The sequence below is a fragment of the Streptosporangium sp. NPDC002544 genome, from assembly GCF_040295965.1.
Lineage (GTDB): Bacteria > Actinomycetota > Actinomycetes > Streptosporangiales > Streptosporangiaceae > Streptosporangium.
In genome coordinates this window covers 115,293-136,683 of the sequence record NZ_JBEOWJ010000001.1, presented here as the reverse complement: position 1 = coordinate 136,683, position 21,391 = coordinate 115,293, and the positions used below count along the sequence as shown (strand labels likewise).

Annotated in this window: 18 protein-coding genes; 6 read left to right on the top strand and 12 right to left on the bottom strand. The window is 71.5% G+C overall.

What is annotated here, in order from left to right:
* Window positions 1-76 precede the first annotated feature (76 nt).
* Window positions 77-1,717, top strand: coding sequence for an endo-1,4-beta-xylanase (locus ABT061_RS00680; protein WP_350911210.1), 1,641 nt, complete (start codon window positions 77-79; stop codon window positions 1,715-1,717).
* A 444-nt stretch (window positions 1,718-2,161) separates the two neighbouring features.
* On the opposite strand, the gene ABT061_RS00675 is transcribed toward ABT061_RS00680, so the two are convergent.
* The 3 genes from ABT061_RS00675 to ABT061_RS00665 form a co-directional block, all read right to left on the bottom strand.
* On the bottom strand, window positions 2,162-2,482 hold the full coding sequence (locus ABT061_RS00675; protein ID WP_350911208.1) for a hypothetical protein: 321 nt from the start codon (window positions 2,480-2,482) through the stop codon (window positions 2,162-2,164).
* A gap of 341 nt (window positions 2,483-2,823) precedes the next feature.
* Window positions 2,824-3,462: an SGNH/GDSL hydrolase family protein gene (locus ABT061_RS00670; protein ID WP_350911206.1), complete on the bottom strand. Its 639-nt coding sequence runs from the start codon at window positions 3,460-3,462 to the stop codon at window positions 2,824-2,826.
* A 249-nt stretch (window positions 3,463-3,711) separates the two neighbouring features.
* The gene (locus tag ABT061_RS00665; RefSeq protein ID WP_350911204.1) at window positions 3,712-4,740 is read right to left on the bottom strand and encodes a neutral zinc metallopeptidase; all 1,029 of its coding nucleotides are present in this window, start codon (window positions 4,738-4,740) and stop codon (window positions 3,712-3,714) included.
* Between the two features lie 134 nt (window positions 4,741-4,874).
* Between ABT061_RS00665 and ABT061_RS00660 the strand changes: the two genes are divergently transcribed.
* On the top strand, window positions 4,875-6,542 hold the full coding sequence (locus tag ABT061_RS00660) for a DUF2207 domain-containing protein (protein ID WP_350911202.1): 1,668 nt from the start codon (window positions 4,875-4,877) through the stop codon (window positions 6,540-6,542).
* A gap of 37 nt (window positions 6,543-6,579) precedes the next feature.
* Here ABT061_RS00660 and ABT061_RS00655 read toward each other — a convergent pair whose 3' ends face one another.
* Window positions 6,580-7,521, bottom strand: a complete 942-nt coding sequence (locus tag ABT061_RS00655) for an asparaginase (protein ID WP_350911200.1) — start codon at window positions 7,519-7,521, stop codon at window positions 6,580-6,582.
* 58 nt (window positions 7,522-7,579) lie between these two features.
* On the opposite strand from ABT061_RS00655, the gene dtd reads away from it, so the two are divergent.
* Window positions 7,580-8,005, top strand: coding sequence for a D-aminoacyl-tRNA deacylase (gene dtd / locus ABT061_RS00650; protein ID WP_350911198.1), 426 nt, complete (start codon window positions 7,580-7,582; stop codon window positions 8,003-8,005).
* 125 nt (window positions 8,006-8,130) lie between these two features.
* On the opposite strand, the gene ygfZ is transcribed toward dtd, so the two are convergent.
* A complete protein-coding gene (ygfZ, locus tag ABT061_RS00645) occupies window positions 8,131-9,114 on the bottom strand; it encodes a CAF17-like 4Fe-4S cluster assembly/insertion protein YgfZ (RefSeq protein WP_350911196.1) in 984 nt (327 codons plus the stop codon).
* 265 nt (window positions 9,115-9,379) lie between these two features.
* On the opposite strand from ygfZ, the gene ABT061_RS00640 reads away from it, so the two are divergent.
* A complete protein-coding gene (locus ABT061_RS00640) occupies window positions 9,380-11,215 on the top strand; it encodes an RNA ligase family protein (RefSeq protein ID WP_350911194.1) in 1,836 nt (611 codons plus the stop codon).
* Window positions 11,216-11,217: 2 nt separating this feature from the next.
* Window positions 11,218-14,133 (top strand): poly(A) polymerase, encoded by a 2,916-nt coding sequence (locus tag ABT061_RS00635; RefSeq protein WP_350911192.1) that lies wholly within the window; start codon window positions 11,218-11,220, stop codon window positions 14,131-14,133.
* 105 nt (window positions 14,134-14,238) lie between these two features.
* On the opposite strand, the gene ABT061_RS00630 is transcribed toward ABT061_RS00635, so the two are convergent.
* The 5 genes from ABT061_RS00630 to ABT061_RS00610 form a co-directional block, all read right to left on the bottom strand.
* Window positions 14,239-14,652: a Fur family transcriptional regulator gene (locus ABT061_RS00630; protein WP_030924489.1), complete on the bottom strand. Its 414-nt coding sequence runs from the start codon at window positions 14,650-14,652 to the stop codon at window positions 14,239-14,241.
* A gap of 786 nt (window positions 14,653-15,438) precedes the next feature.
* Entirely contained in the window at window positions 15,439-16,374 is a 936-nt protein-coding gene (locus ABT061_RS00625; RefSeq protein WP_350911190.1) for an NAD(P)-dependent oxidoreductase, read from the bottom strand.
* A 427-nt stretch (window positions 16,375-16,801) separates the two neighbouring features.
* Window positions 16,802-17,107: a DUF2470 domain-containing protein gene (locus ABT061_RS00620; RefSeq protein ID WP_350911188.1), complete on the bottom strand. Its 306-nt coding sequence runs from the start codon at window positions 17,105-17,107 to the stop codon at window positions 16,802-16,804.
* Between the two features lie 91 nt (window positions 17,108-17,198).
* Window positions 17,199-17,708 (bottom strand): heme-binding beta-barrel domain-containing protein, encoded by a 510-nt coding sequence (locus ABT061_RS00615; RefSeq protein WP_350911186.1) that lies wholly within the window; start codon window positions 17,706-17,708, stop codon window positions 17,199-17,201.
* Window positions 17,709-17,784: 76 nt separating this feature from the next.
* Window positions 17,785-18,453, bottom strand: a complete 669-nt coding sequence (locus ABT061_RS00610) for a LysE family translocator (RefSeq protein WP_350911184.1) — start codon at window positions 18,451-18,453, stop codon at window positions 17,785-17,787.
* 369 nt (window positions 18,454-18,822) lie between these two features.
* Between ABT061_RS00610 and ABT061_RS00605 the strand changes: the two genes are divergently transcribed.
* Window positions 18,823-19,185 carry a DsrE family protein gene (locus ABT061_RS00605; RefSeq protein WP_350911182.1) on the top strand — a complete coding sequence of 121 codons (363 nt, stop codon included), beginning with the start codon at window positions 18,823-18,825 and terminating at the stop codon, window positions 19,183-19,185.
* Between the two features lie 62 nt (window positions 19,186-19,247).
* Here ABT061_RS00605 and ABT061_RS00600 read toward each other — a convergent pair whose 3' ends face one another.
* Together ABT061_RS00600 and ABT061_RS00595 are read right to left on the bottom strand one after the other, a co-directional pair.
* On the bottom strand, window positions 19,248-19,964 hold the full coding sequence (locus ABT061_RS00600) for a type 1 glutamine amidotransferase (protein WP_350911180.1): 717 nt from the start codon (window positions 19,962-19,964) through the stop codon (window positions 19,248-19,250).
* A complete protein-coding gene (locus tag ABT061_RS00595; RefSeq protein WP_350911178.1) occupies window positions 19,954-21,240 on the bottom strand; it encodes a MurT ligase domain-containing protein in 1,287 nt (428 codons plus the stop codon). Before ABT061_RS00595 ends, ABT061_RS00600 begins: the two co-directional genes overlap by 11 nt.
* Window positions 21,241-21,391 lie beyond the last annotated feature (151 nt).

The following is a 21,391-nucleotide window of genomic DNA, read 5'->3' as shown; positions in this document are numbered from 1 at the left end:
CCGAAAGTTTCGGTACCTTCTCGCAAATTTTCTAATCACTGGGCCGGATCTTCCCGGCCCTCAGAGAGGACCCCCCATGTCCAGCCTCCGCAAAGCGATCTCGGCAGGGGCGATCGCCCTGCTCCCGCTCGTCACGGCGGCCGTCGCCGTCCTGCCCGCCACCCCGGCCCACGCCTCCGCCTCCCTGCGCGAACACGCCGCCGCGCGCGGCAAGTTCATCGGCGCCGCGGTCGCCACCTCCCCGCTGGCGAACGAGACCTCCTACCGCAACATCGCGGCGACCGAGTTCAACCAGATCACCGCCGAGAACGTCATGAAGTGGGACACCACCGAACCCAGCCAGAACCAGTTCAACTGGACCGGAGCGGACGCCGTCGTCAACTTCGCCACGCAGAACAACCAGCAGGTGCACGGGCACACGCTGGTCTGGCACAGCCAGACGCCGAGCTGGGTGCAGAATCTCAGCGCCACCGACATGCGCTCCGCGATGCAGAACCACATCGCCAAGGTCGCCGGCCGCTACGCCGCCAACCCCACGGTCGTCTCCTGGGACGTCGTGAACGAGGTCTTCGACGACAACGGCAACATGCGCAACTCGTTCTGGTACCAGAAGCTCGGCGACACCTACATCGCCGATGCCTTCCGGGCCGCCCGGGCCGCCGACCCTGACGCCAGGCTCTGCATCAACGACTACAACGTCGAGGGCGTCAACGCCAAGAGCACCGCGATGTACAACCTGGTGCGGACGCTGCGGGCGCAGAACGTGCCGGTCGACTGCGTCGGGTTCCAGGGGCACCTGGCCACCCAGTACGGCTTCCCCGGCCAGGTCCAGCAGAACCTCCAGCGCTTCGCCGACCTCGGCGTCCAGGTCAGGTTCACCGAGATCGACGTCCGGATCCAGATGCCCCGCGACGCGGCCAAGGACGCCCAGCAGGCCACCTACTACCGCGACGTCGTCAACGCCTGCCTGGCGGTGACCCAGTGCGCGGGCATCACGCTCTGGGGCTTCACCGACAAGTACTCCTGGGTCCCCGACACCTTCCCCAGCGAGGGCGCGGCCCTGATCTACGACGCGAACTACGCCAAGAAGCCCTCCTACACGGCGGTGCACGACGCGCTGGCCGGTGGCACCACCACCCCGGACACCGAGGCCCCGACCAGGCCGGGCACTCCGGTCGCCTCGGCCATCACCTCCTCGGGAGCGACCCTCAACTGGACCGCTTCCACCGACAACCGCGCGGTGACCGGCTACGACGTCTACCAGGGAAGCACCAGGCTCGGCTCGTCGGCCACCAACTCCATCACGCTGACCGGCCTCAGCCCGCAGACCGCCTACAGCGTCACCGTCGTCGCCCGTGACGCGGCGGGTAACACCTCGACCGCCTCCGCGGCGGTGACCTTCACCACCCTCGCCGGGCAGCCCGGCGGCCCCTGCACCGCCACCTACAAGACGGTCAACTCCTGGCAGGGCGGTTTCCAGGGTGAGGTCACCGTGAGCTGCCCCTCCGCCGTCACCAGCTGGAAGACGGTCCTGACCTACCCCTCGGGCGTGAACATCACCCAGTCCTGGAGCTCCACCCTGTCCGCCGCTCCCCCGGCCTTCACCTTCACCAACGCCGCCTGGAACGGCTCCATCCCCGCCGGCGGATCCACCACCTTCGGCTTCATCGGCAGCTGGAGCGGAAGCGGCACCCCACCCACCCCCACCATCTCCTAGCCGTACGCGGACCGGCGGTCCAGCGTCGGTCTCACGGGCCCCGTGGCCGGTTCACACCGCGTCACGGGGCTTCCCATCTCAAGATCGATGATGACGCGAAGGAAGCCGGACAGCGCGAGGCGGCGACACCGCGGTTCGAAAACCGCGGCGCCGCCGCCGGTAATCCTGTGAGAAACAACAACTCGCACTGTGTTGAGAGTCAGGATCCCGAAGAGATTCTTTCCGGGTTTCCGTGCCCTCGGTTCGGGGCGGCGTTTCTCTGTGGAAAAACACGGTCCCGGTGAATACCGGATCCCTATCTCTTGGCGACGCGTCCGGAGCCACACGAAATCGCGGATCCGGCCGCGAGTGGCCTCACATCTCGAATGTCTTCGACATCCCGGATGCCCCGGCCCCGCATCGCACCCCGATCAGAGCGCGGCCACGGCTGGACGGCCGGAAGGCCTAGTCCTCATCGTCGAAGCCACGGAAGCCGGAACCACCGCTCCTGTTGCTCAGCCGGTTGACGTTGTTGTTGTGGTTGTTGATGATCACCCTGACCCGGCTGTGGCCGCGGTTGCCGCGTCCCCAGCCGCCACAGCCGCCGCCGCGGCAGCCGCAGCCGCGCCCGCAGCCACCGCCCCAGGTCGGGAAGGCCGCGGCGGTGACCGTGGTGGTGGTCGCGCCGGCGCTCGTGGCGGTGGTCGCCGCACCCATACCGACAGCCCCACCGGTCAGCGCTGCACTGATCGCGAGCCCTGCGATAACACTCTTGGACTTGGGCATTGTGTTTCCCCTCGAAAGGTTCAGTTACCCCAATTTCCGGCTTTTCCTAGATCGGCCGAAAATCGCCTGAGATGACCAGATATGAGCCATCCCTGATTGTCATAGTTTCCTGCCATGTCTGCCCACAAACAACGATTCAAGGCTTTTACACTATTCTTGTCTAGTTATGGCGGACATTAAACTATTATGAGTCGCTTTGTGATGGAATGTCCTTTATGCACCCTGAGGAGCCGCAATCCACGAGGACCGGGCGAGCCACCGAACCCGCGGCCCCCGGTCCCGCCACCGGGAACGGACGGACCGCTCTTCGCACCGCCGGCCAGGGCAGCGGGTGGTACGGGTCAGAGGGGACGGGCATCGATGCCGTACTCGTGCAGCCTGGTGACCATCCAGCGGGCGAGGCGCAGATGGCCCACGAGGGTGGGATGGACACCGTCGGGCAGCACCGCCCCTCTGCCCCAGCCCCGGCCGTGCGGGCCGAGCGGTTCGAACGGGTCGAGGAAGGGCACCTCCAGCCGGTCGGCCGCGGTCGAGACGGCCTCCCTCACCCGGTAGGCCCATCGGGGAGCCCTCGTCATCCAGATCGGGCCGACCAGCACGATCCTGGTGTGCGGCCACTGCCGCCTGACCAGCTCCAGCAGGCGGACCACCGCTCCCTCGATCCTGGCGGCCCCGATCCGGCGGTCGTTACGCCCGCCGGAGATGATCAGCAGGTCGGGCTCCGGACGCCAGGAGAGCTCCTTGACGAAGGACTGCTGGAAGGTCCGGCCCACCTTGCCCGGGTTGACGAAGCCCGTTCCCGCGGCGCCCGCGGTGATCAGCTGCCAGCCCAGCTGCCGGGCGACATGTGCCGCGTAGCCGTCCCATCCCTGTACCGGCCCCGACCCGACCGTGAAACTGTCACCGATGATCATGACGAGTGGCGTCTGGCTCGGGGGGGACGGGGTGGCCGAGGCGGGGAGTTCGGCACCCAGCGTCACCGGTACGACCGTGCCCCCCTCAGGGACACATCCCGAAATAAGACAGGAAATCGCTACAACAAGCGCGACCGCGAACGCCCACGGTCGTCTACGTGCGGGCGTGCGCATGCCACCTCGGGGGACGTCGGACTGCCGACTGATTGTAGATGTCCACCGGTAGCCGGACTCGGAAAGCGGAAAAGCCGGACCCGGTGGCGTCACGGGGTCCGGAAGCCTTTCCGAGCGGCCTGCCCGTTCGGCGGGAGCGGGTCAGCTGACCTGGGAGGGAGGGACGACCCAGGTGTTGCAGTAGGCGATCCGGGCGTACTTCCAGCCCTGGTGGAGCCAGGCGGCGTAGTGCTCGCCGTTGCCGTGGTCGCGCCGGGGGTTGCCGTTCCGGTCGTCGCCACGCCCGTAGTCCGTCCGCAGCACCTGCTGCCAGCGGGCGCCGGTGATGCCCAGCGGGACCCGCACGGTTCGGGCGAAGGCCCCGGCGAGACACTGCGCCTGAAGCTCGTGGCGACGGGAGTGCGCGTCCTGCGCCTCGCGGGACCTGGTGGAGACCTCCCACCACCAGGCCCCGCCGATGCCCGCCATGGACTGCACGTGGTGGGCGTACTCATGGGCGAGCACGGTCAGGTAGGGCACATGGTTTCGGGCGGGGTCGACCTGACCGCTCTGCTGGATCACATGACTCAGGCCGATGTACATGCCCCGGTTGGCCGGGCAGTAGTAGGCGGAGGCGTCGGGGTTGGGATAGACCCCGCAGGGCCCGCGTCCCGCACGGGACCAGTAGACCTTGCTCGGCCGCAGGAAGACCGCTCCGGCCTGGGAGAACTTCGCGCTCCACGCCCGGTCCAGACAGCCGGTGACGGCGTTGAGGTAGGCGAGCATGTCGCCGGGGTCGGTCGAGGGCCGAGGAGCGCGGCAGGAGGTGGGGCGCATCAGGCCGGTGCCGTACAGCGGGTTGCGCTTGAGCCGGGCCGCGGTGTCGGAACGGCGCATGTAGCGGAGGTCGACGGCCATGCTCCGCTCCGCGGCGGCCGGCGCTATCTCGGTGTCCCCCAGCGAGCCGAGGTTCAGCTTCCGCGGCGGGGTGAAGGCCGGCGGAGTGATCTCGACCTCGCCGGCCTGCGTGGGGACGGCCTTCCCGGTCGCCACCGGGGCCGTCCCGGGGCCGGCCGGACTCTCGGCCTCCTCGCCACCGGCCAGGCCGGCGATCACCACGACCCCGGCGAACGCCAGGGCGAGAATACCCAGAACGCCAAAGGCCAGCGGGTTCGACCTTCGTGGGCGCATGCGACCGCCTCTCCAAAGAGTGGATCTTCGGGCGGCAATCTAGCGGATACACACACATATGGGTTTATGGGCGTGAAGAAATGGATATGGGGCCGATCATCGCGGCTCGGTGCTTCTCGATAGGCTCCCGACCCATGGCGGCATCTTTCTCGCACCGAGCAGCCGGAAGCCTGGCCGCGACGGCCATCCTCGCGTTGCTGGTCAGCGCCTCCCCTGCCCTCGCGACCGTTTCCGCGTCCCCCCAGCCCCCCCAGGACGACAAGGTGACGAGCACGACGGTCCAGATGGAGCTCCGGCAGGACGGGGTGCTTCATGTCAAGGAAGAGGTCACCTTCGAGGGCGACGCACCGTCGCGCGACCTCGTCGACCGGACCCGCTACGACAGTCGCAGCGACCGGCTCTACCAGGTCACCGACCTGAAGGGCGACGCCACTCTGACCGGCGGCACCATCACCCTGAAGGGCACGGGCAGCGCCGTCCTGGAGTACGACGTCAGGGGCACCATCACTCCGCTCACCGACGCCCAGGAACTGCGCTGGTACGCCGTGGGCGGCTGGTCCGTCCCGGTCGAGCAGGCCAGGGTCACCGTGAGCGGCCCGGCCGCGCTGCAGCACCTGTCGTGCTTCGCCGGCCCCCTGACCTCGGCGATCGCCTGTACCGAGGCGTCCATGGGCCACACGGGCGTCGCCGCCGAGTTCGGGCAGCAGGGCCTGGGCGCCGGCGAGGTGCTCACCGTGGTCATCGGCTACCCCGCCGCCGCCACCAAGGGCGCGCCGATCCTGGCGCGCCGCTTCGAGCTGTCCAACGCCTTCACCCTCAACACCGTGACCGGCGGCGCGCTGGCCGCCCTGCTCCTCCTGATGCTCGGCGGCCTCGCCCTCCTCTACTGGACACGAGGCCGGGACGCCCGCGTGGTCGGCCACGAGTCGGGCTCGCTCAGCGGCGTCGAGAACGGCCACTTCGCCCCGCCGGACGGCGTCCGCCCCGGTCAGATCGGCACCCTCATGGACGAGCAGGCCGACGTGATCGACGTGACCGCCACGATCGTCGACCTGGCCGTCCGGGGCTACCTCAGGATCGACGAGCAGCCCCGGCAGACGTACGAGACACCCGACTGGAGGCTCGTACGGCTGCCCGCCGCCCAGGTCTCCTCGTTGATGGCCTACGAGCTGGAGCTCTACGACGCCATCTTCGACGGCCGCGACACGGTGCTGCTCTCGGAACTCCGGGGATCGTTCGGCGCCAAGCTCGGCAAGGTCCGCGAGGCGCTCTACCGCGACGTGGTCAAGCAGGGCTGGTTCGCCCGCCGCCCCGACACCGTCCGCACCCGCTGGACGACCCTCGGCGTGCTCCTCACCGTGCTCGGCGTCCTCACCACCTTCGCGCTGGCCTGGCTCACCACGTACGGGCTGCTCGGCCTGGCCCTGATCATCGCCGGTGCCGCCCTGGCGGTGGGCGGCCAGTACATGCCGGCCAAGACCGCCAAGGGTGCGGGAGCGCTCGCCCACACCCTGGGGTTCAAGGAGTACCTGTCCGGCGGTGACATCACCGACGACGTGCCGACGGCCCAGCGGGTGGAGCTGTTCTCCCGCTACCTGCCCTACGCCGTGATCTTCGACAGCGTCGACCGCTGGGCCCGCGTGGTCTCCTCGGTCACCGGCAACGGTCAGCAGGCCGACAACCTGTACTGGTACCACGGCCCGGCCGAGTGGGACCTGTCCAGGTTCGCCGACTCGATGCGGACCTTCACCATGACCACCTCCGGCGCGATCTCCAGCACCCGCCAGTTCCGCTCCCTTTGACCTCGTCGGCGGAGCACCGGGAGACCTGTGCTGATCACTACCGCACGCGGATCTCCCCCACCGGACGCCCGCCGCCGAGCAGCACCCCGGTGGCCAGCTCATCGAGCTCGGGGCCCTCGAAGCCGAGCGCCCGCAGGGCCGCGACGGTGACCGGAACCCGGGCGCGCTGGCCGCCATCCTCGATCTTGACGGTCCCCGAACGCCCGTCGCCGAAGGCGAAGGCGTCGAACGCCTCCGCACCGACCTTGACCATCAGCCCGGGAATCGCCCGCATCAGCCGGGCCTCGGGGCGAATGGTGCCCGACGTCCATTCGGGGTGGGCCCGGAAGGCATCCGCGATCCGGCGCTCCGGAGTGCCCGGCTCGGCCAGGACCAGTGCGCGGAACGCCCGGGTCACGCCCAGCATCGAGACGAAGAACAGCGGGGCGCCGCAGCCGTCCACCCCGCCGGCCGCGACACGCTCGCCGGTCAGCTCCTCGACCGCGGCGCGGATCGCCCGCTGCAGCGGATGGGCCTGGTCGAGGTAGGTCTCCACCGGCCAGTCATTGACCACGCAGGTGGCGAGCATCGCCGCGTGCTTGCCCGAGCAGTTCATGTAGACCCTGGCCCGGCCCCCTCCGGAGCGCAGCACCTCCTCCCGGGAGGCGGCGTGCTCGGGCAGGTCCTCCGGGCAGCCCAGCGCGCTCTCGGCCAGCCCGGCCCCGGCCAGGATCTCGCGTACCCCGTCCACGTGGAACGGCTCACCCGCGTGGCTCGCGCACGCCAGCGCGAGCAACTCCCCCTCCAGGAGGAGCCCGGCGCGGACCATGGCGAGCGCCTGTAGGGGCTTCATCGACGAGCGCGGCGAGGCCGGCGCGTCCACCGCCCCATGCACCCTCACCAGGGAGCCGTCGGCGGCGACGGCGAGCATCCGCGCCCGATGGGTGGACTCCACGAACCCCGAGCGGACGACCTCGACGAACAATGACTCAGCAGACACCTTTGTCTCCTTTCGCCCAGAGTCTAGGGAGGTCGGGAGGCACGGGATGATGGGAGGCATGCGTGCGGTCGTGCAGCGGGTGAGTTCCGCGTCAGTGGTGGTGGACGGCGTGACGGTCGGGGCGATCGACGAGCCGGGACTGCTGGTCCTGGTCGGCGTGACCCATACCGACACCCCCGAGCAGGCGGCCAGGCTCGCCGCCAAGCTCTGGGGCCTGCGGATCCTCTCCGGCGAGAAGTCCTGCTCCGACATCGGCGCGCCCCTGCTGGTGGTCAGCCAGTTCACCCTGTACGGCGACACCCGCAAGGGGCGCCGCCCCACCTGGCAGGCCGCCGCGCCGGGTCCGGTCGCCGAGCCGCTGGTCGAGACGGTCTGCGCCGAACTGCGCGGGCTGGGCGCCCACGTGGAGACGGGGGTCTTCGGCGCCGACATGAAGGTCGGGCTGACCAACGACGGCCCGATCACCCTGATCCTGGACGTCTGAGCCCCGGGATCGGGACTTGCCCGGTAAGCCGATCTCTCCGGGGCTCGGTGCCCCGAAGAGATCACCCGAGAGGTGGCCCGGAGAGGTGGCCCGACCACGCCGACCCCGGACCGGAAGCGGTGCCGTCAGCGGATGCGGCGGCGCAGGGCGGGGTCGATCTGGACGTTGCGCCCGGCGTCCGGCGGCACGATGACCTCCTGGGACGCGGCCACCCCGCCGGCCTCCAGCGTGGCGTCCACCGGCACCGTCCGCTTGACCACGGCCAGCGCGATCGGGCCCAGCTCGTGGTGGCGCGCGGCACTGCCGACGGAGCCGACCTCCGCGCCGTCGTACGTCACCGGGGCACCGTGCTTCGGCAGGGTGTCGACGCTGCCGTCCAGGTGCAGGAAGACCAGGCGGCGCGGGGGGTGACCCAGGTTGTGGACACGGGCCACGGTCTCCTGGCCCTTGTAACAGCCCTTGCTGAGGTGCAGGGCCGTGCCGATCCAGCCCACCTCGTGCGGGATTGTCTTGTGGTCGGTCTCGAAACCCAGCCGGGGGCGGTGCTCCTCGATCCGCAGCGCCTCGTACGCCCAGAGCCCGGCGAGCCTCAGCCCGAGCCCCGCCGCCAGCTCCTCGCGGGGGAGCAGGATGTCGCGCCCCACGGCGACGGCCCCCGCCGGTAGGTCGGGCCGCGCCGGTCCGGCCACGGAGACCACGGCGTAGCGATCCGTCACGTCGGTGACCTCGACCCTCAGCATGAACCGCATCTTGTCGAGGAACGCGGCCAGCTCCGCGCCGGTGCCCGGCTCGACATGCGCCCAGACGGCCGCACCGTCGTCGACGAGGACGAGGTGGTGTTCCACCCTGCCCTGGGCGTCCAGCAGCAGCGTCTCGGTGGGCCGACCAGGTTCAAGGTCGTCGAGTTTCTGCGAGCTGAGGCTGTTGAGCCAGCTCAGACGGTCGGGTCCGGAGATCCGGATGACCTCGCGGTTGCTCCGGTCGACCATCGCCTCTCCGGCGAGCAGCGCGCGCTGCTCGGCGAACGGGTCACCGTAGTGTCCGGCGACATCGGCGTCGGGGGTGTCGGCCGCGACCGCGCCGGGAGTGTCCAGCAGAGGGCTTCGCATGTACACAGCCTACGAGGCCGCGCCAGGCAGAGCGGCGGCGACTCCGCCACGCTCCCGGGACGGGTTCCGGAGGCGCCCGCGGATCGCGGCGGCTCAGGGGCGGAGCGCCTCCGGAGGATCAACGGGTGCGCGCCTCCCCCGGCGGTGAGGCCGACCCGCGCCGCTCGTCACGATCCGGGCGCGGGCCACGCCTTTATCCTGTGGATCCGCCCCTCCCTCTCCCCCTACAGTCGCCGGAGCGCGACGTCGTCATCGGGAGCGGATCATGCGAGTGCACTACCCCCGCACCCCTCACCTGCCCTGGTCTCCCGGGGCCACCTCGGACGACGTACGCGCCGACGGCCTGTCGGGGCTGGCCGGCCGGGAGGTCGTCGTCACCGAGAAGCTCGACGGGGAGAACACCACCGTGTACCCCGACGGGGTGCACGCCCGGTCGCTGGATTCGGCGCACCATCCGTCCCGTGCGTGGGTCAAGGCCCTGCACGGCAGGATCGCCCGGTTCCTCCCACCGGGCCGGCGGATATGCGGCGAGAACCTCTACGCCCGGCACTCGATCGAGTACCGGGACCTGGAGAGCTGGTTCTATGCCTTCTCCATCTGGGACGGTGACCACTGCCTCGACTGGGACAGGACGGTGCGCCTGACCCGGCGGCTGGGGATTCCGGTTCCGCCGGTGCTGTGGCGCGGCACCTTCGACGAGCGGGCGCTGCGGGCCCTGCGCCTGGACACGGCGCGGCGGGAAGGGTACGTCGTACGAACGGCCGCCGGATTCCACCGGGAGGAGTTCGCCCACCACATCGCCAAATGGGTGCGCCCACGGCATGTCCGGACGACCGAGCACTGGATGCTCGCGCCTGTCGTCGAGAACGGCCTGGGACCGGCCGCCGCGCTGTGGGAGGTGCGTTCGGGAGCCGATCCGGACGTGCCGGCGCTCATCGCGGCGACGGGGATGACGGCCGGTGACCCGGCGGGGCCGGGGGCAGGCTCCCCGGAAGCGGCGCGACGGCCGACCACGGCGACCGGTGACCCGGCGGGGCCGGTGATCCCGGCGGCCGCCGCCGAGCGCGTCGAGGCGGCCGTGGCCGACGTCTCCGCCAGGCTCGACCTGCTCGGCCGCACTGGGGACGCCCGGCTGGCGGGCGTCCTGGCCACCCTGTTCCACGGCACCCGCCGGGCCTGGCTGGCGTCCGCCCTGGCGGCTCCCCTCGGCATGCCTCTGGCCCGGCGGGTCGCCGACCTGGCCGAGCTGAGCACCCGCCTGCACCGCCCCTTCCCCGACGAGGAGCGCAGGACCGGCCTGGTACGGCTGACGGCCGCGGCCGACCTGGGAGTCCTGCACGCGGTCGCCGCCGCGGCCCTGACCGGGCGCGCCGACGGTGACGCCGCCGACGCGCGCGAGCAGGTCGGCTGGTCCGAGCTGCACGCCGACGAGGCCGGGCTGCTCGGCGAGGCGCCGCTGGAGCCGCTGCGCCTGGGCCTGCGCCAGGCGCTCGACGGATGTGATCCCGACGTGGCGGACCGGTGCTGGGCCGAGACGCGGGAATCCTACGCGCTGGGCCGGATCGCCACGGCCGAGGAGGGCCTGGCGGTGAGCGGGCGCTGGCGGTCCGGCCGGTTTCCCCGGCTCGTCGTCATGGTCGGCCCGTCGGGCAGCGGGAAGAGCACGTTCGCCCGCGGCCTCCCGGACGCCGGGGCCGTCGTCGCGCTCGACGACCTGCGCCAGGCCCGGGGGTCCCGGTCCGACCAGCGGGCCAACCCGGCGATCCTCCGCGAAGGCCTGCACCGGCTCGACGCGCTCCTGGCCGGCGGCGGAACCGTGGTGTGGGACGCCACGGCCCTGAACCGGCACCAGCGCTCCCTGGTGCACACCGTGGCCCGCGGGCGCGACGCGCTGACGACACAGGCGGTCATGCTGGTCCCCGGCGACGTGCTGGCCCGGCGTAACGTGGGCCGTGCGCACCCGGTGCCGCCGGAGGTGCTCTCCGCCCAGCTTCGCCGCTTCTCCCCGCCCTATCCGGGAGAGGCGCACCGCACGTGGTACATCGGGCCGGAGGGGAACGTCCTCGACGTCGCCGGAGCCCTTGACAGCGATGAGGAATGATCATGCGGACGAGTGAGGAGATCTTCCACCGGATCCGCTGGGATCCGCGGTTCGACCCGGCGCGGTTCGTCCTGGGCATCAACGTGCGCGGGGCCTCGCCCAAGCGCATGCCACTGCCCGCGTTCGTACCGGGAGGCGACATCCCCTGGCACCGGATCCTGTTCGTCGAGGCCGACGGCGAGACGGTCTGGGACCGGTCGGCGGGCCTGGACCGCATCGACTCGTCGCAGGCCGGCCGGGTACGGGATCCGCGCAGGCTCCGGGCACCGTTCTTCGCGGCCAGGACGCCGTTCGCGTGGGATCCGGTCGCGGGCTGGCGTCCCGCGCCCCCCGTACCGGCCGGAGCCGCGTCCACGACGGCACACCTGCGCGTACTGACCTGGAACACCCTGTGGGACCGCTACGACAGCGACCGGCTGGACACCGCGCGGCGCCGGCCGCTGCTGCTGGAGGAGCTGGAGCGGGCCGACGCGGACGTCATCGCGCTGCAGGAGGTCGAGGCCGAGCTGCTCGGCATGCTGCTGCGGACCCCGTGGATCCGCTCCGGTTACACGCTGAGCACCGACCCGGCCGGCCAGGACGTCGACGACGCCGGGCTCCTCCTGCTGACCCGCCTGCCCGTTCGAGAGGCGGGCCTGCACGTCCTCGGCCCGCACAAGGCCGTCGCGGCCGTCACGGTGGAGTCCGCCGCCGGGCCGGTCGTGGTGGCCGCCACGCATCTGACCAGCGACCACACCGACAACGGCCCCGCCCGGCGCGAGGCCGAGCTCGCCCGGCTCGCCGAGGTGCTGCTCGGCGTGGACGGGGATGTGATCCTTCTAGGCGATCTCAACGACGGCGGGAGCCGGCCCGCCGAGGTGCTGGGCCTGCGAGACGCCTGGACCGAGGCCCACGGCCCCGATGACGCGACCGCCACCTTCGATCCGCGGGTCAATCCGCTGGCGGCCCTCTCCTCGCTCTCCGGCCGTGCCTCCCGGCTCGACCGGGTCCTGCTGCGCGGCCACGACCTGCGCGTCACGACCGCGGCCGTACGGGGTGACGTTCCGGCGCCGGACGGCCTGTTCGTGTCGGACCACTACGCCGTCGCCGCCGACGTCGCCATCGGCGGGAGCGGGCACGAGGTCTCCGGCGTCTCCGGCGTCCTCGACGCGCGCCCGACGGCACGGACCGCGCTGGTCTGGATCCCACCGCGGGAGCTCTGGCCGGCGATCCAGGAGATCCGCCGGGAGCACGACCCGCAGATCCGCAGGTGGCCACCGCACGTCACGGTGCTGTTCGGTTTCGTACCGGAGTCCGACTTCGAGGAGGCGGCCCCCCTGCTGGCCGCCGCCGCGGCCACGATCCCCCCGTTCACCGCCCGGTTGGAGGGCGTGCACGCCTTCTCCCATCGGGACGGCTCCACGGTCTGGCTCGACCCGGCCGCGGGCGGAGCCGAACCGTGGGCCGCGCTGCGCGGCGCGCTGGAGCGCGGGTTCCCCCGCTGCCGGGGCCGCGCCGCGGGCTACACCCCGCACCTGACCCTGGGAAGGGTCCGGGATCCCGAACGGCTCGTCGCCGACTGCGCGGCGCGGCTGGGCGGCGGGTCGGTGCGGGTCGGCGAGCTGGTCCTGCTGTCCCGCCGAGGCGAGGAGCCCATGCGGCCCCGGGCGACCGTCGCCCTCGGAACGGGCGAGGTGCGCTGGCTCGACCACGGAACACGCGCGCCCGACTGCCCACCGGCGCCGGCGCGCACCCCCGGGGACGCCCCGGGATCGGGAAAGAACGGCGCCGCCGTGGCACGGGAGGTCGTGGCGCGGCTGCGGGTCTCGCTGGCCGAGGGGGTCGTGCACGTCGCCGGGTCGCGACGCCTGGGCTGCGCCCTGGCCGACGCGGACCTGGACCTGGTGGTGGCGCTGCCCGCGGCGGTCGCCCCCGCGGACGTCGAGGCGCGGGTGCGGGCGGCACTGCCGGAGGCGATCGGGCTGCGGAGTGTGATCGGCGCCAGGGTGCCCGGCCTCCGGTTGCGGATCGACGGTCTGGACGTCGATCTGGCCGTCGTGGCGGTCACGGGCGTCACCCCCGCCGAGGCGGTGCCGCGCCGTACGGAGCTGGACGAGGCCTCGGCGATCGCATTGAGCGCGGTCAGCGACGCCGACGCCGTGCTCGCCGCGGTCGGCGCGCACCGCGCCGCCTTCGCCGGGCTGGCCCGGGAGGTGAAGGCATGGGCGAGGGCGCGCGGGCTGGACTCGGCCCCGTTCGGCGGGTTGCCGGGCCTGGCCTGGACCATCCTCGCGGCGCGGACGGTGTGCGAATCCGGGGATCTTCCTCCCGGCGACCTGCTCCGGCGCTTCTTCGGTACCTGGGCCGCATGGGACTGGCGCCGGCCGGTCGGCCTGTGGCCGGAGGCACCGGACGGGCCGCCGGACGGGCCGCCGGACGGAGGGTCCGGCGCGGCCGTGTCGGTCACGACCCCCACGGCCCCCGTCCGCCTGTGCAGTGAACAGGTCGGCGCCGGCGGGCGGGATCTGCTGGCACAGGAGCTCTACACCGCCTGGGAGATCGTGGAGGAGGCGGCGCGGACCGGCCGGAGCCCCCGGGAGGAGTTGTTCTCGGCGCCGCCGTCGCACCGGCGGCACGCCGCGTGGGCGGTGGTGACCGTGCGGGACGAGCGGGCCGAGAGGTTCGCCGTGACGCTGGGCCGCGTCCGGGGCCGGGTGCGTGCGCTGCTCACCTCCCTGGAACGCGCGGGGGCACGGGACGCGCACGCCTGGCCCCGGCCGTTCGAGACCGGGCCGGGAATGGCCCGGTTCGCGATAGGGCTCGGCCGCACGCCGCCGGACGCGGCCGCGCTGGCCGAGACGGCCGGTCCGTGGGCGGCGGGCCTGCGCGGAGTCGGCGTCGAGTGGGCAGAGGGCGGCGAGGTGCCGACGCTCCACTGATCACGCCTCGATCCGGGTTCCCCGCGGCCGGGTGCGCCTCCGCCGCGGCGCCGGCGCGGTCCCCGGCAGGCCGTGTCCGCGAAGGTGGCGGCCGGGTTCCCGCCGCTAGCGGCAGTTCCGGCAGCGGCCGAAGACCGTCAGGTGGTGCACGTCGGTGACGAACCCGAGCTTCTGGTCGAGGTTGTCGACGAAGCTCTCCACCAGATCCGGACTGACCTCGCTGATCTCCCCGCAGCCGCGGCAGACCAGATGCACGTGATCGGCCTCGGAGGTCAGGTGGTAGGTGGGGGCACCGTGCCCGAGATGGGAGTGGGTGACCATGCCGAGCTCCTCAAGGAGCTCAAGGGTCCGGTAGACGGTCGAGATGTTCACCCCGCGAGCGGTCTCCCGCACCCGGTTGCAGATCTCCTCCGGGGTGGCGTGCTCGCAGGCTTTGACCGCCTCAAGCACCAGCTGGCGTTGCGGAGTGACCCGGTAACCGCGCGCCCGCAGTTCCTCATGCCACGACGTCTCGGTCATGCCAAGAGTCTATGAGCATCGGGGCTCCACACGCCCAACCCTTCCCGCCGAAGATCTCCTCCAGCCTCGCTGGAGGCTGGAGGAGTGGTCCGCTTCTGAATCAGCGGGTGGAGAGGTCTGCTCCGCAGGGACAGCACGAAGGGATTGTCCGTGTCATCGGTCCACGACGCCGAGGAGATCCGGCTGATGTTCACCTCACGGCCAAGGATTCGCTCAGCCGTGCGCGCCGCGTCGTAGAGCTCATCGTCGTCCGCGGCCCCCGCGATAAGAGCGTGATCATTTGTCTGTTACTCGCGCCCCCCGTTCCATCAGGCCATATCGGGCCTGGTCAGGGGGCGACCTCAGGGCTGGAGCCATCGGTTGCGTGGGGCTGCGAATATTCGCTTGCCTTGACGGCGCGGAATTTCGTAACGTACAGGCACGCCGAAAGGAGGTGGTCCGAACAATGGTTGATCATAGTTGGGCTAGCGAGGTGGCTGTCCGCTAGGACGCCGCGACCGGACTCTGTCCGGGCGTCTGGCGACGTTCGGCGAATCCACGACAATCACCGGAACCCCGGGCCGCCGGGGGCGGGCACTCCCGCCTTTGGTCCACCGGCCCTCCTGCTCAGCCAGGAGGAAGCGGCCCGGGGTTCTTCCCTTTCCGGCACTCCTCTTTCCAGGCCCTCCGCCCCGGGCCGGGACGCGCCTTTCCCGTACGACTCCGGATCGTGTCGCGGCCGCCTCCCGTCAAGCCGCGGCGCACGGATCCGGGACCGTGACACCCTCGGGGCCGAGGGTCTGGGGGTCACCCCTGGAAACCAGGATTGGCGCAGTGCAGCGGGCTTTCCCCGCCGAGGATCCTGACGATGTCCTCGCAGATCATCCGGGTGTGGTTGATCTCGGTGTCGTAGGTCCCCGAGCCCAGGTGCGGGGTGAGCACCACGTTGTCCATGTCGGCGAGCGGGTGGGACGGGTCGAGCCAGTCCCCGGCGAACCTGTCGAGGGCCGCGCCGCCCAGATGGCCCGCCTTCAACGCTCCGACGAGGGCGTCCATGTCGTGCAGGGCCGCGTCGGAGGTGTTGACGAAGATCGCTCCGGTCCTCATCGCGGCGAACTCCACAGCGCCGATCAGCGGCCTCGCGGACGCGGGGGCGTGTACGGAGACGACGTCGGCCTGAGCCAGCAGGACGTCGAGACCGTACCGGTTCTCCGCCGCCTCGGGGTCGTAGACCATGACGCGCATGCCCAGCCCCCTCATCCGCCAGGCCACCGCGTGGCCGACCGCCCCGTAGCCGATCAGGCCGACGGTCCGGCCCGCGAGCTCCCACGCGCGGTGCCGCCGGTAGGAGACCATGCCGTAGCGGATCTCCCGGTCGCCGACCGCCACCCGGCGGGTCACCGCGAGGATCAGGGCGAGGGTGAGCTCGGCCACCGCGTCGGCGTCGCGCCCCGGGGCGCAGACGACGGGAATGCCCCTGTCGGTGGCCGCGCCGAGGTCCACATTCCCCGCGTCGCCGCGGGCGCAGCCCACCACCAGCAGGGGAAGATCCAGCACCGGGCCCGCGACCTCGTCGGACTCGGTGATGAGGATGCGCGCCCCGACGTCCGCGAGCCGCCGGGCGAGGTCGGCAGCCTGGTACGGACCGTGCTCAGCCGGGTCGTAGTGGACGTCGATCAGCTCTCTCAGACGGTCCCACTCCGGACCTCGCATTGGCGCCAGCACAAGGGCTCGCGGTTTCACCGCGCCTCCTTATTTCAGGAAATTTCAGCATCTGGGAGCTTTCCACGAATGCCGTGATCAGTCCCGACATTGACCTGACTGTCACCAACGGCCCCATCAGCCTCTCCTGTTTTCGGACTTGTCCCTTCGTGGCCTCCTCTAGCGGGAAGTTCCGCGCGAAAATGCATTCAAGGTATGAAAAGCCGGAAAAAGCCAACGAATAAGGTCATCCGAATAAAACCTCCGGCCAGCGCCGTAATCACCGGCCCCGGCTTCCGGCCGGCGCCTCCAGAGCGGTGCCCCGGGGCAGGCTCCGTACAGTGCCCCGGGGCAGTGGAAGGCGAAGGTCCGCGACCGGGCTCGGCTCCGGTGACCGGTCCGTCGCCGATCCTCACGGCCGTCGCGCTCGACGCCGGTCGGCGGGGGCCCGGATCGGGGAGGCTCCCGGTCAGTGCTCGCCGCGGGCGGGGACGCCGAGGGCCGCGCAGGCGTCCCGATAGAGGCGGACGACCTCCGTACGGACCTGCGCGCGTTCGGTCAGCGTGGTGCTCCACGGGACCCGGACCGGAATCTCAAGCCCGCCGACCACGGCGGCGAACTCGATCGCCTCGGCGTCGACACCGGTCGTCGTCGCGCCGGTGGCCTCGGGCTGTCCGCCGAGGCCCTTGCAGATCAGTAGCGCGTCGTCAGCGTGATCGTCGTTCATGTGGCGCTTGATGGCCTCGACCGCTTCGGGGGTGAAGGGAGTGCTCATCCCACAGAGCGTAGTCAGCGCCCTGCCTCTGTCGCCCCCGGGTGCGAGCAGGAGCGCTCATCCGGTACCCGGCTCGCGCCCCTTCGGGAATTCACCCGGCGTCGGGGACGAAGTCACCGACCCGCTTGAGCTCGGCCGAGATGTGGGACTGAAGCGGCTGGCCCATGGCCGCCATGTCGTACGCCCACATCAGGTTGCCGTTGACCAGGCCGTAGAGGCGGTGGCCTCCGGTGTACTCCTTGGCGGTGGCGGTACGGGCCACCACGTCGGTATGCAGCTCGATCTTGTGAAAGACCACCTCACCGACGTAGACCTCCACGATGCCCGTGGGATGTGACAGGCACACCTCCAGCTGACGCCCGGGGAGCTGGCGCCAGAAACCGGTCTCGACGCCCAGCGGGCGGACCTTGTTGCCCGCCTCGTCAAGCAGCCAGGTGCGGCTGTTGTAGGTCAGGAACGGCTTGCCGTTGTGGCCGAAGACGATTTCCTGGCCGAAGTTGAAACTCTCGATCGTCGGATATCCCCCGACGCCGGCGCCTTCCCACACGCCCACGAGGAAGGCGATCGGCTCAAGGTCGGGATGCAGTTCGGGAACGTCCATGGGTCCGAGCCTAGGCCCTGTCACGCGACGCTCGCCGTGGTGAGGGCCTGGCAGACGCTCGCTCGGCTCCGGCGCGTCAACGGCCCTCGACGGCCACCCGCAGCCCCAGCGCGACGAGGACCGTACCGCTGACCGCGTCCAGCCGACGCCGGATCACCGGGCGGCGGAACCACGCGCCGGCCCGCCCGACCACGGCCGCCAGCGCCAGATACAGGACGATCTCGATGACCACCTGGAGCACGGCGAGCAGCGCGGTCGTGGCGAACAGCGGCTGGTCGGCCGGTACGAACTGCGGATAGAACGCGATCATGAAGGCGGCGGCCTTCGGGTTGGCCAGCATCACCACCAATCCCTCGCCGAACGCCTTCCACCAGGTCAGCGCCGAGCCGGGCACCGGCTCCCCGACCGCGACCTCCTCGGCCACCCCGCCGGTTTCCCGCCCGCGCCACGCCGAGCGCCAGGCCTTGATCCCGAGGTAGAGCAGGAAACCCGCGCCCACCACGCGCAGGACGAGGAAGGCCACCTCGGAGGCGGCCACCAGGGCGGCGAGCCCGGCGGCGGCGAGCAACGCCCACAGGTACAGACCGACTTCCAGGCCCAGCACGGTGGGCACCGCGCCGGAGAAGCCGCGCAGGGCCGCACGGCGCAGGATCAGCGCCATCGCCGGCCCCGGCGAGGCGGAGATCAGCACCACGGCCAGGATGAAGGCGGGCAGGGAGGAGATGAGGTCCATGAAGTTCATCATGATTGTGCGCGTACCACCTGTTCAACGCGTTTCGCGCGGAACGCGGCGGCCGCGCGTCGCCGGTGCCGTCACCGAAACGGTTCCCGGACCGGGCGCCGTCAGGCTGTGGGTGAGAGTGACCGGCCGCCCCAACGGCGCACGATCCGCCGCGACCTCTGCCCTTCCCGACCGGTTCCACCACCGCACATCCAGCCGGTGCGAACGGCCACCCGTGAACCCGTTGATCGTTTCCGGCCACAGCACCGGCAGGACGGAGGAGGAAGCGGCGCCGCCCGACCTACCGCGGTGGGCAAAAGATCCAGGAAACAGGACCTGGAACCGCCCTGATATGGTTCGCGCCCGCGAGGCGGACCCGCATAGGCTTCGGGCATGGCACGATCACTGGTGATCAAGGTTACCGCCGGCGAAGACTCACCCGAGCGCTGCAACCAGGCGTTCACGGTGGCCGCGGCGGCGTTGGCGAGCGGAGTCCCCGTCTCGCTCTGGCTGACCGGCGAGTCCGCGTGGTTCGCCCTCCCCGGACGGGCGAAGGAGTTCACCCTCCCGCACGCCGCCCAGCTCGGCGACCTGCTCGACGCGGTGCTCGCCGGCGGCAGGGTGACGCTGTGCACCCAGTGCGCGGCCCGGCGCGACATAACGGTCAACGACGTGATCGAGGGCATTCGCATCGCGGGCGCCCCCACGTTCGTCGAGGAGGTCCTGGGCGAAGGCGTCCAGGCTCTCGTCTACTGAACGCCGCCTGGTGAGGCACGCCCTCCGGCCGCCCGGCAAGGCCGGACGGCCGGTTTCCGGCGTCAGCCGGGCAGCACCGCGGCCAGGCGCTCCTCGCGGAGGCGCTCGAACCAGGAGTCGTCGATCGGCGGCAACTGGGCATCCACCGCCCAGGTGAGCAGCAGGTCGGCGAGGCCGGGGTTACGGGCGAGCGCCGGACCGTGCAGGTAGGTGCCGACGATCTTGCCGGTGTAGCAGCCCTCGGTGCCGTCGCCGTTGCCCGTGCCGACCGCCGTACGCGCCAGTGGCCGGACACCGGGCCCGAGCCGGGTGACGCCCATGTGGTTCTCGAAGCCGGTCAGCGTCGAGATGCCGAGCGCCGGGTCCGCCTCCCCGGCCAGCTCGCCGACGGCCCGGCCCGCACCACGGCCGCTGGAGATGTCGATCAGGCCGATGCCGTCGACCGGCTGCCCCTCCTCGCCGCCGAAGGTGGTGCCCATGATCTGGTAGCCCGCGCACACGGCCAGCAGGGCCGCGCCCCGCTGGATGGCCCGGTGCAGGCCGCCGTCACGCCGGAGCCGCTCGGAAGCCAGGATCTGCGGCCGGTCCTCGCCGCCGCCGATCAGGTAGATGTCACCGCTCTCCGGGACCGGGTCGGCCGAGCGCACGTGCACGGTCTCGACCGGGATGCCGCGGCGCCGGGCGCGCTGCTCCAGGACCAGGACATTGCCCTGGTCGCCGTACGTGCTCAACAGGTCCGGATAAATCCAGACAAGGCGTAGAGCGCTGTCAGACTGCACGACCGAACTCCGATCGAATCTGCTGGAAGGCGGTGTAATTGGCGATCACGTCGACCTTGCCCGGCGGTTGCGCGCCGAGCGCCTGCTCGAACGATCCGGCCAGCTGGAACGGCACGTCCGCCACATCCAGCCGGAGCGCGAGGTCGAGCCGCCGCTCACCGGTCACGAAGACCGGCCTGCCGCGCAGCACGCGGTAGTCGACGTCCCACAGCCATGAGGTGTCGCGGCCGTCGGGGCCCTGGGCGTTGACCGAGAGGATCACCGGCAGCGAGGAGTCGAGCACGTCGAAGGCCTCCAGCCAGCCGGCCGGGTTCTTGGCCAGCAGCAGCCGGGCGTGCCGTCCGCCGCGCTCCACGGTGGTGTAGCGGCCGGCGACCGACCTGACCTCGCGCAGCCGGGGCAGCGCCCGCTCGACGGGCAGCCCGAACGCCTCGGCGGTGGCCAGCGCTATCGCCGCGTTGGCCCGGTTGGCCCGCCCGGGGAGCTGGATGTCCAGCACCCAGCGCTGCCCGCGCGGGTCGATCACCGCGTCGTCGTCGAGCACCCAGGACGGCTCAGGCCGCCGGAAGGTGCACTCGCGGCAGGCCCAGTCGTTCTCCCCGGCCTGCGAGGAGGCGCCGGAGCCGAGGCTGCCCGGCGGAACGTACTCCATGCCCTTGCGGTCGAGGGGGCCGCCGCACTCGGGGCAGCACCAGGAGTCCTCCTTCCACGGCTGCCCGGCCGACACCCAGGTGACCGAGGCCGCGGTGGAGGCGCCCCAGGTCACCAGCGGGTCGTCGGCATTGGCGATCACATGGGTGTTCTTGCCGGCCAGCGCCCGCCGCCACTTCTGGGCGAGCAGCCAGATCTCGCCCGCCCGGTCCATCTGGTCCCGGCTGAGGTTCATCAGGCAGATGACCCCGGCGCCGGTGGTGTCGATCACCTCGGGCAGGTACTTCTCGTCGACCTCAAGCACCCCGTACGGGGCGTGCTTGGCCGACGACAGTGCCGAGACGTGCCCGGCGGGCATGTTGGCGCCGAAGGCGTTGGTGGCGACGTCGCCGAGATCCGACAGTGCGGAGGTGATCAGGCGGGTCGTCGTGGTCTTGCCGTTGGTCGCGCTCACCAGCGCGAGCTTGCGGTCGCGTGCCAGCTGGCGCAGCAGGTCGGGCTCCAGGAGCATGCTGACCCGGCCTCCGATCACCGACCCGTCTCCGCGTCCGGTGACCCGGGACAGGGTCGCGGCCGTCCGGCCGAGAGCGGTGGCGAGCTGCGCCCGCAGCGGAAGCTGAGTCATGCCGTCTCCTCGCTTGGCGACCGTTCGCGGGACGACCCGGCGGCCGGCCGGCCCGGCCGCGGGGCCGGAATCGCCGAATCGTTCATGCCGCAGATCTTAGCCGGGCTTCGGCACCCCCACCCCCGGACGGCACGTCACACACCCCGGCCGG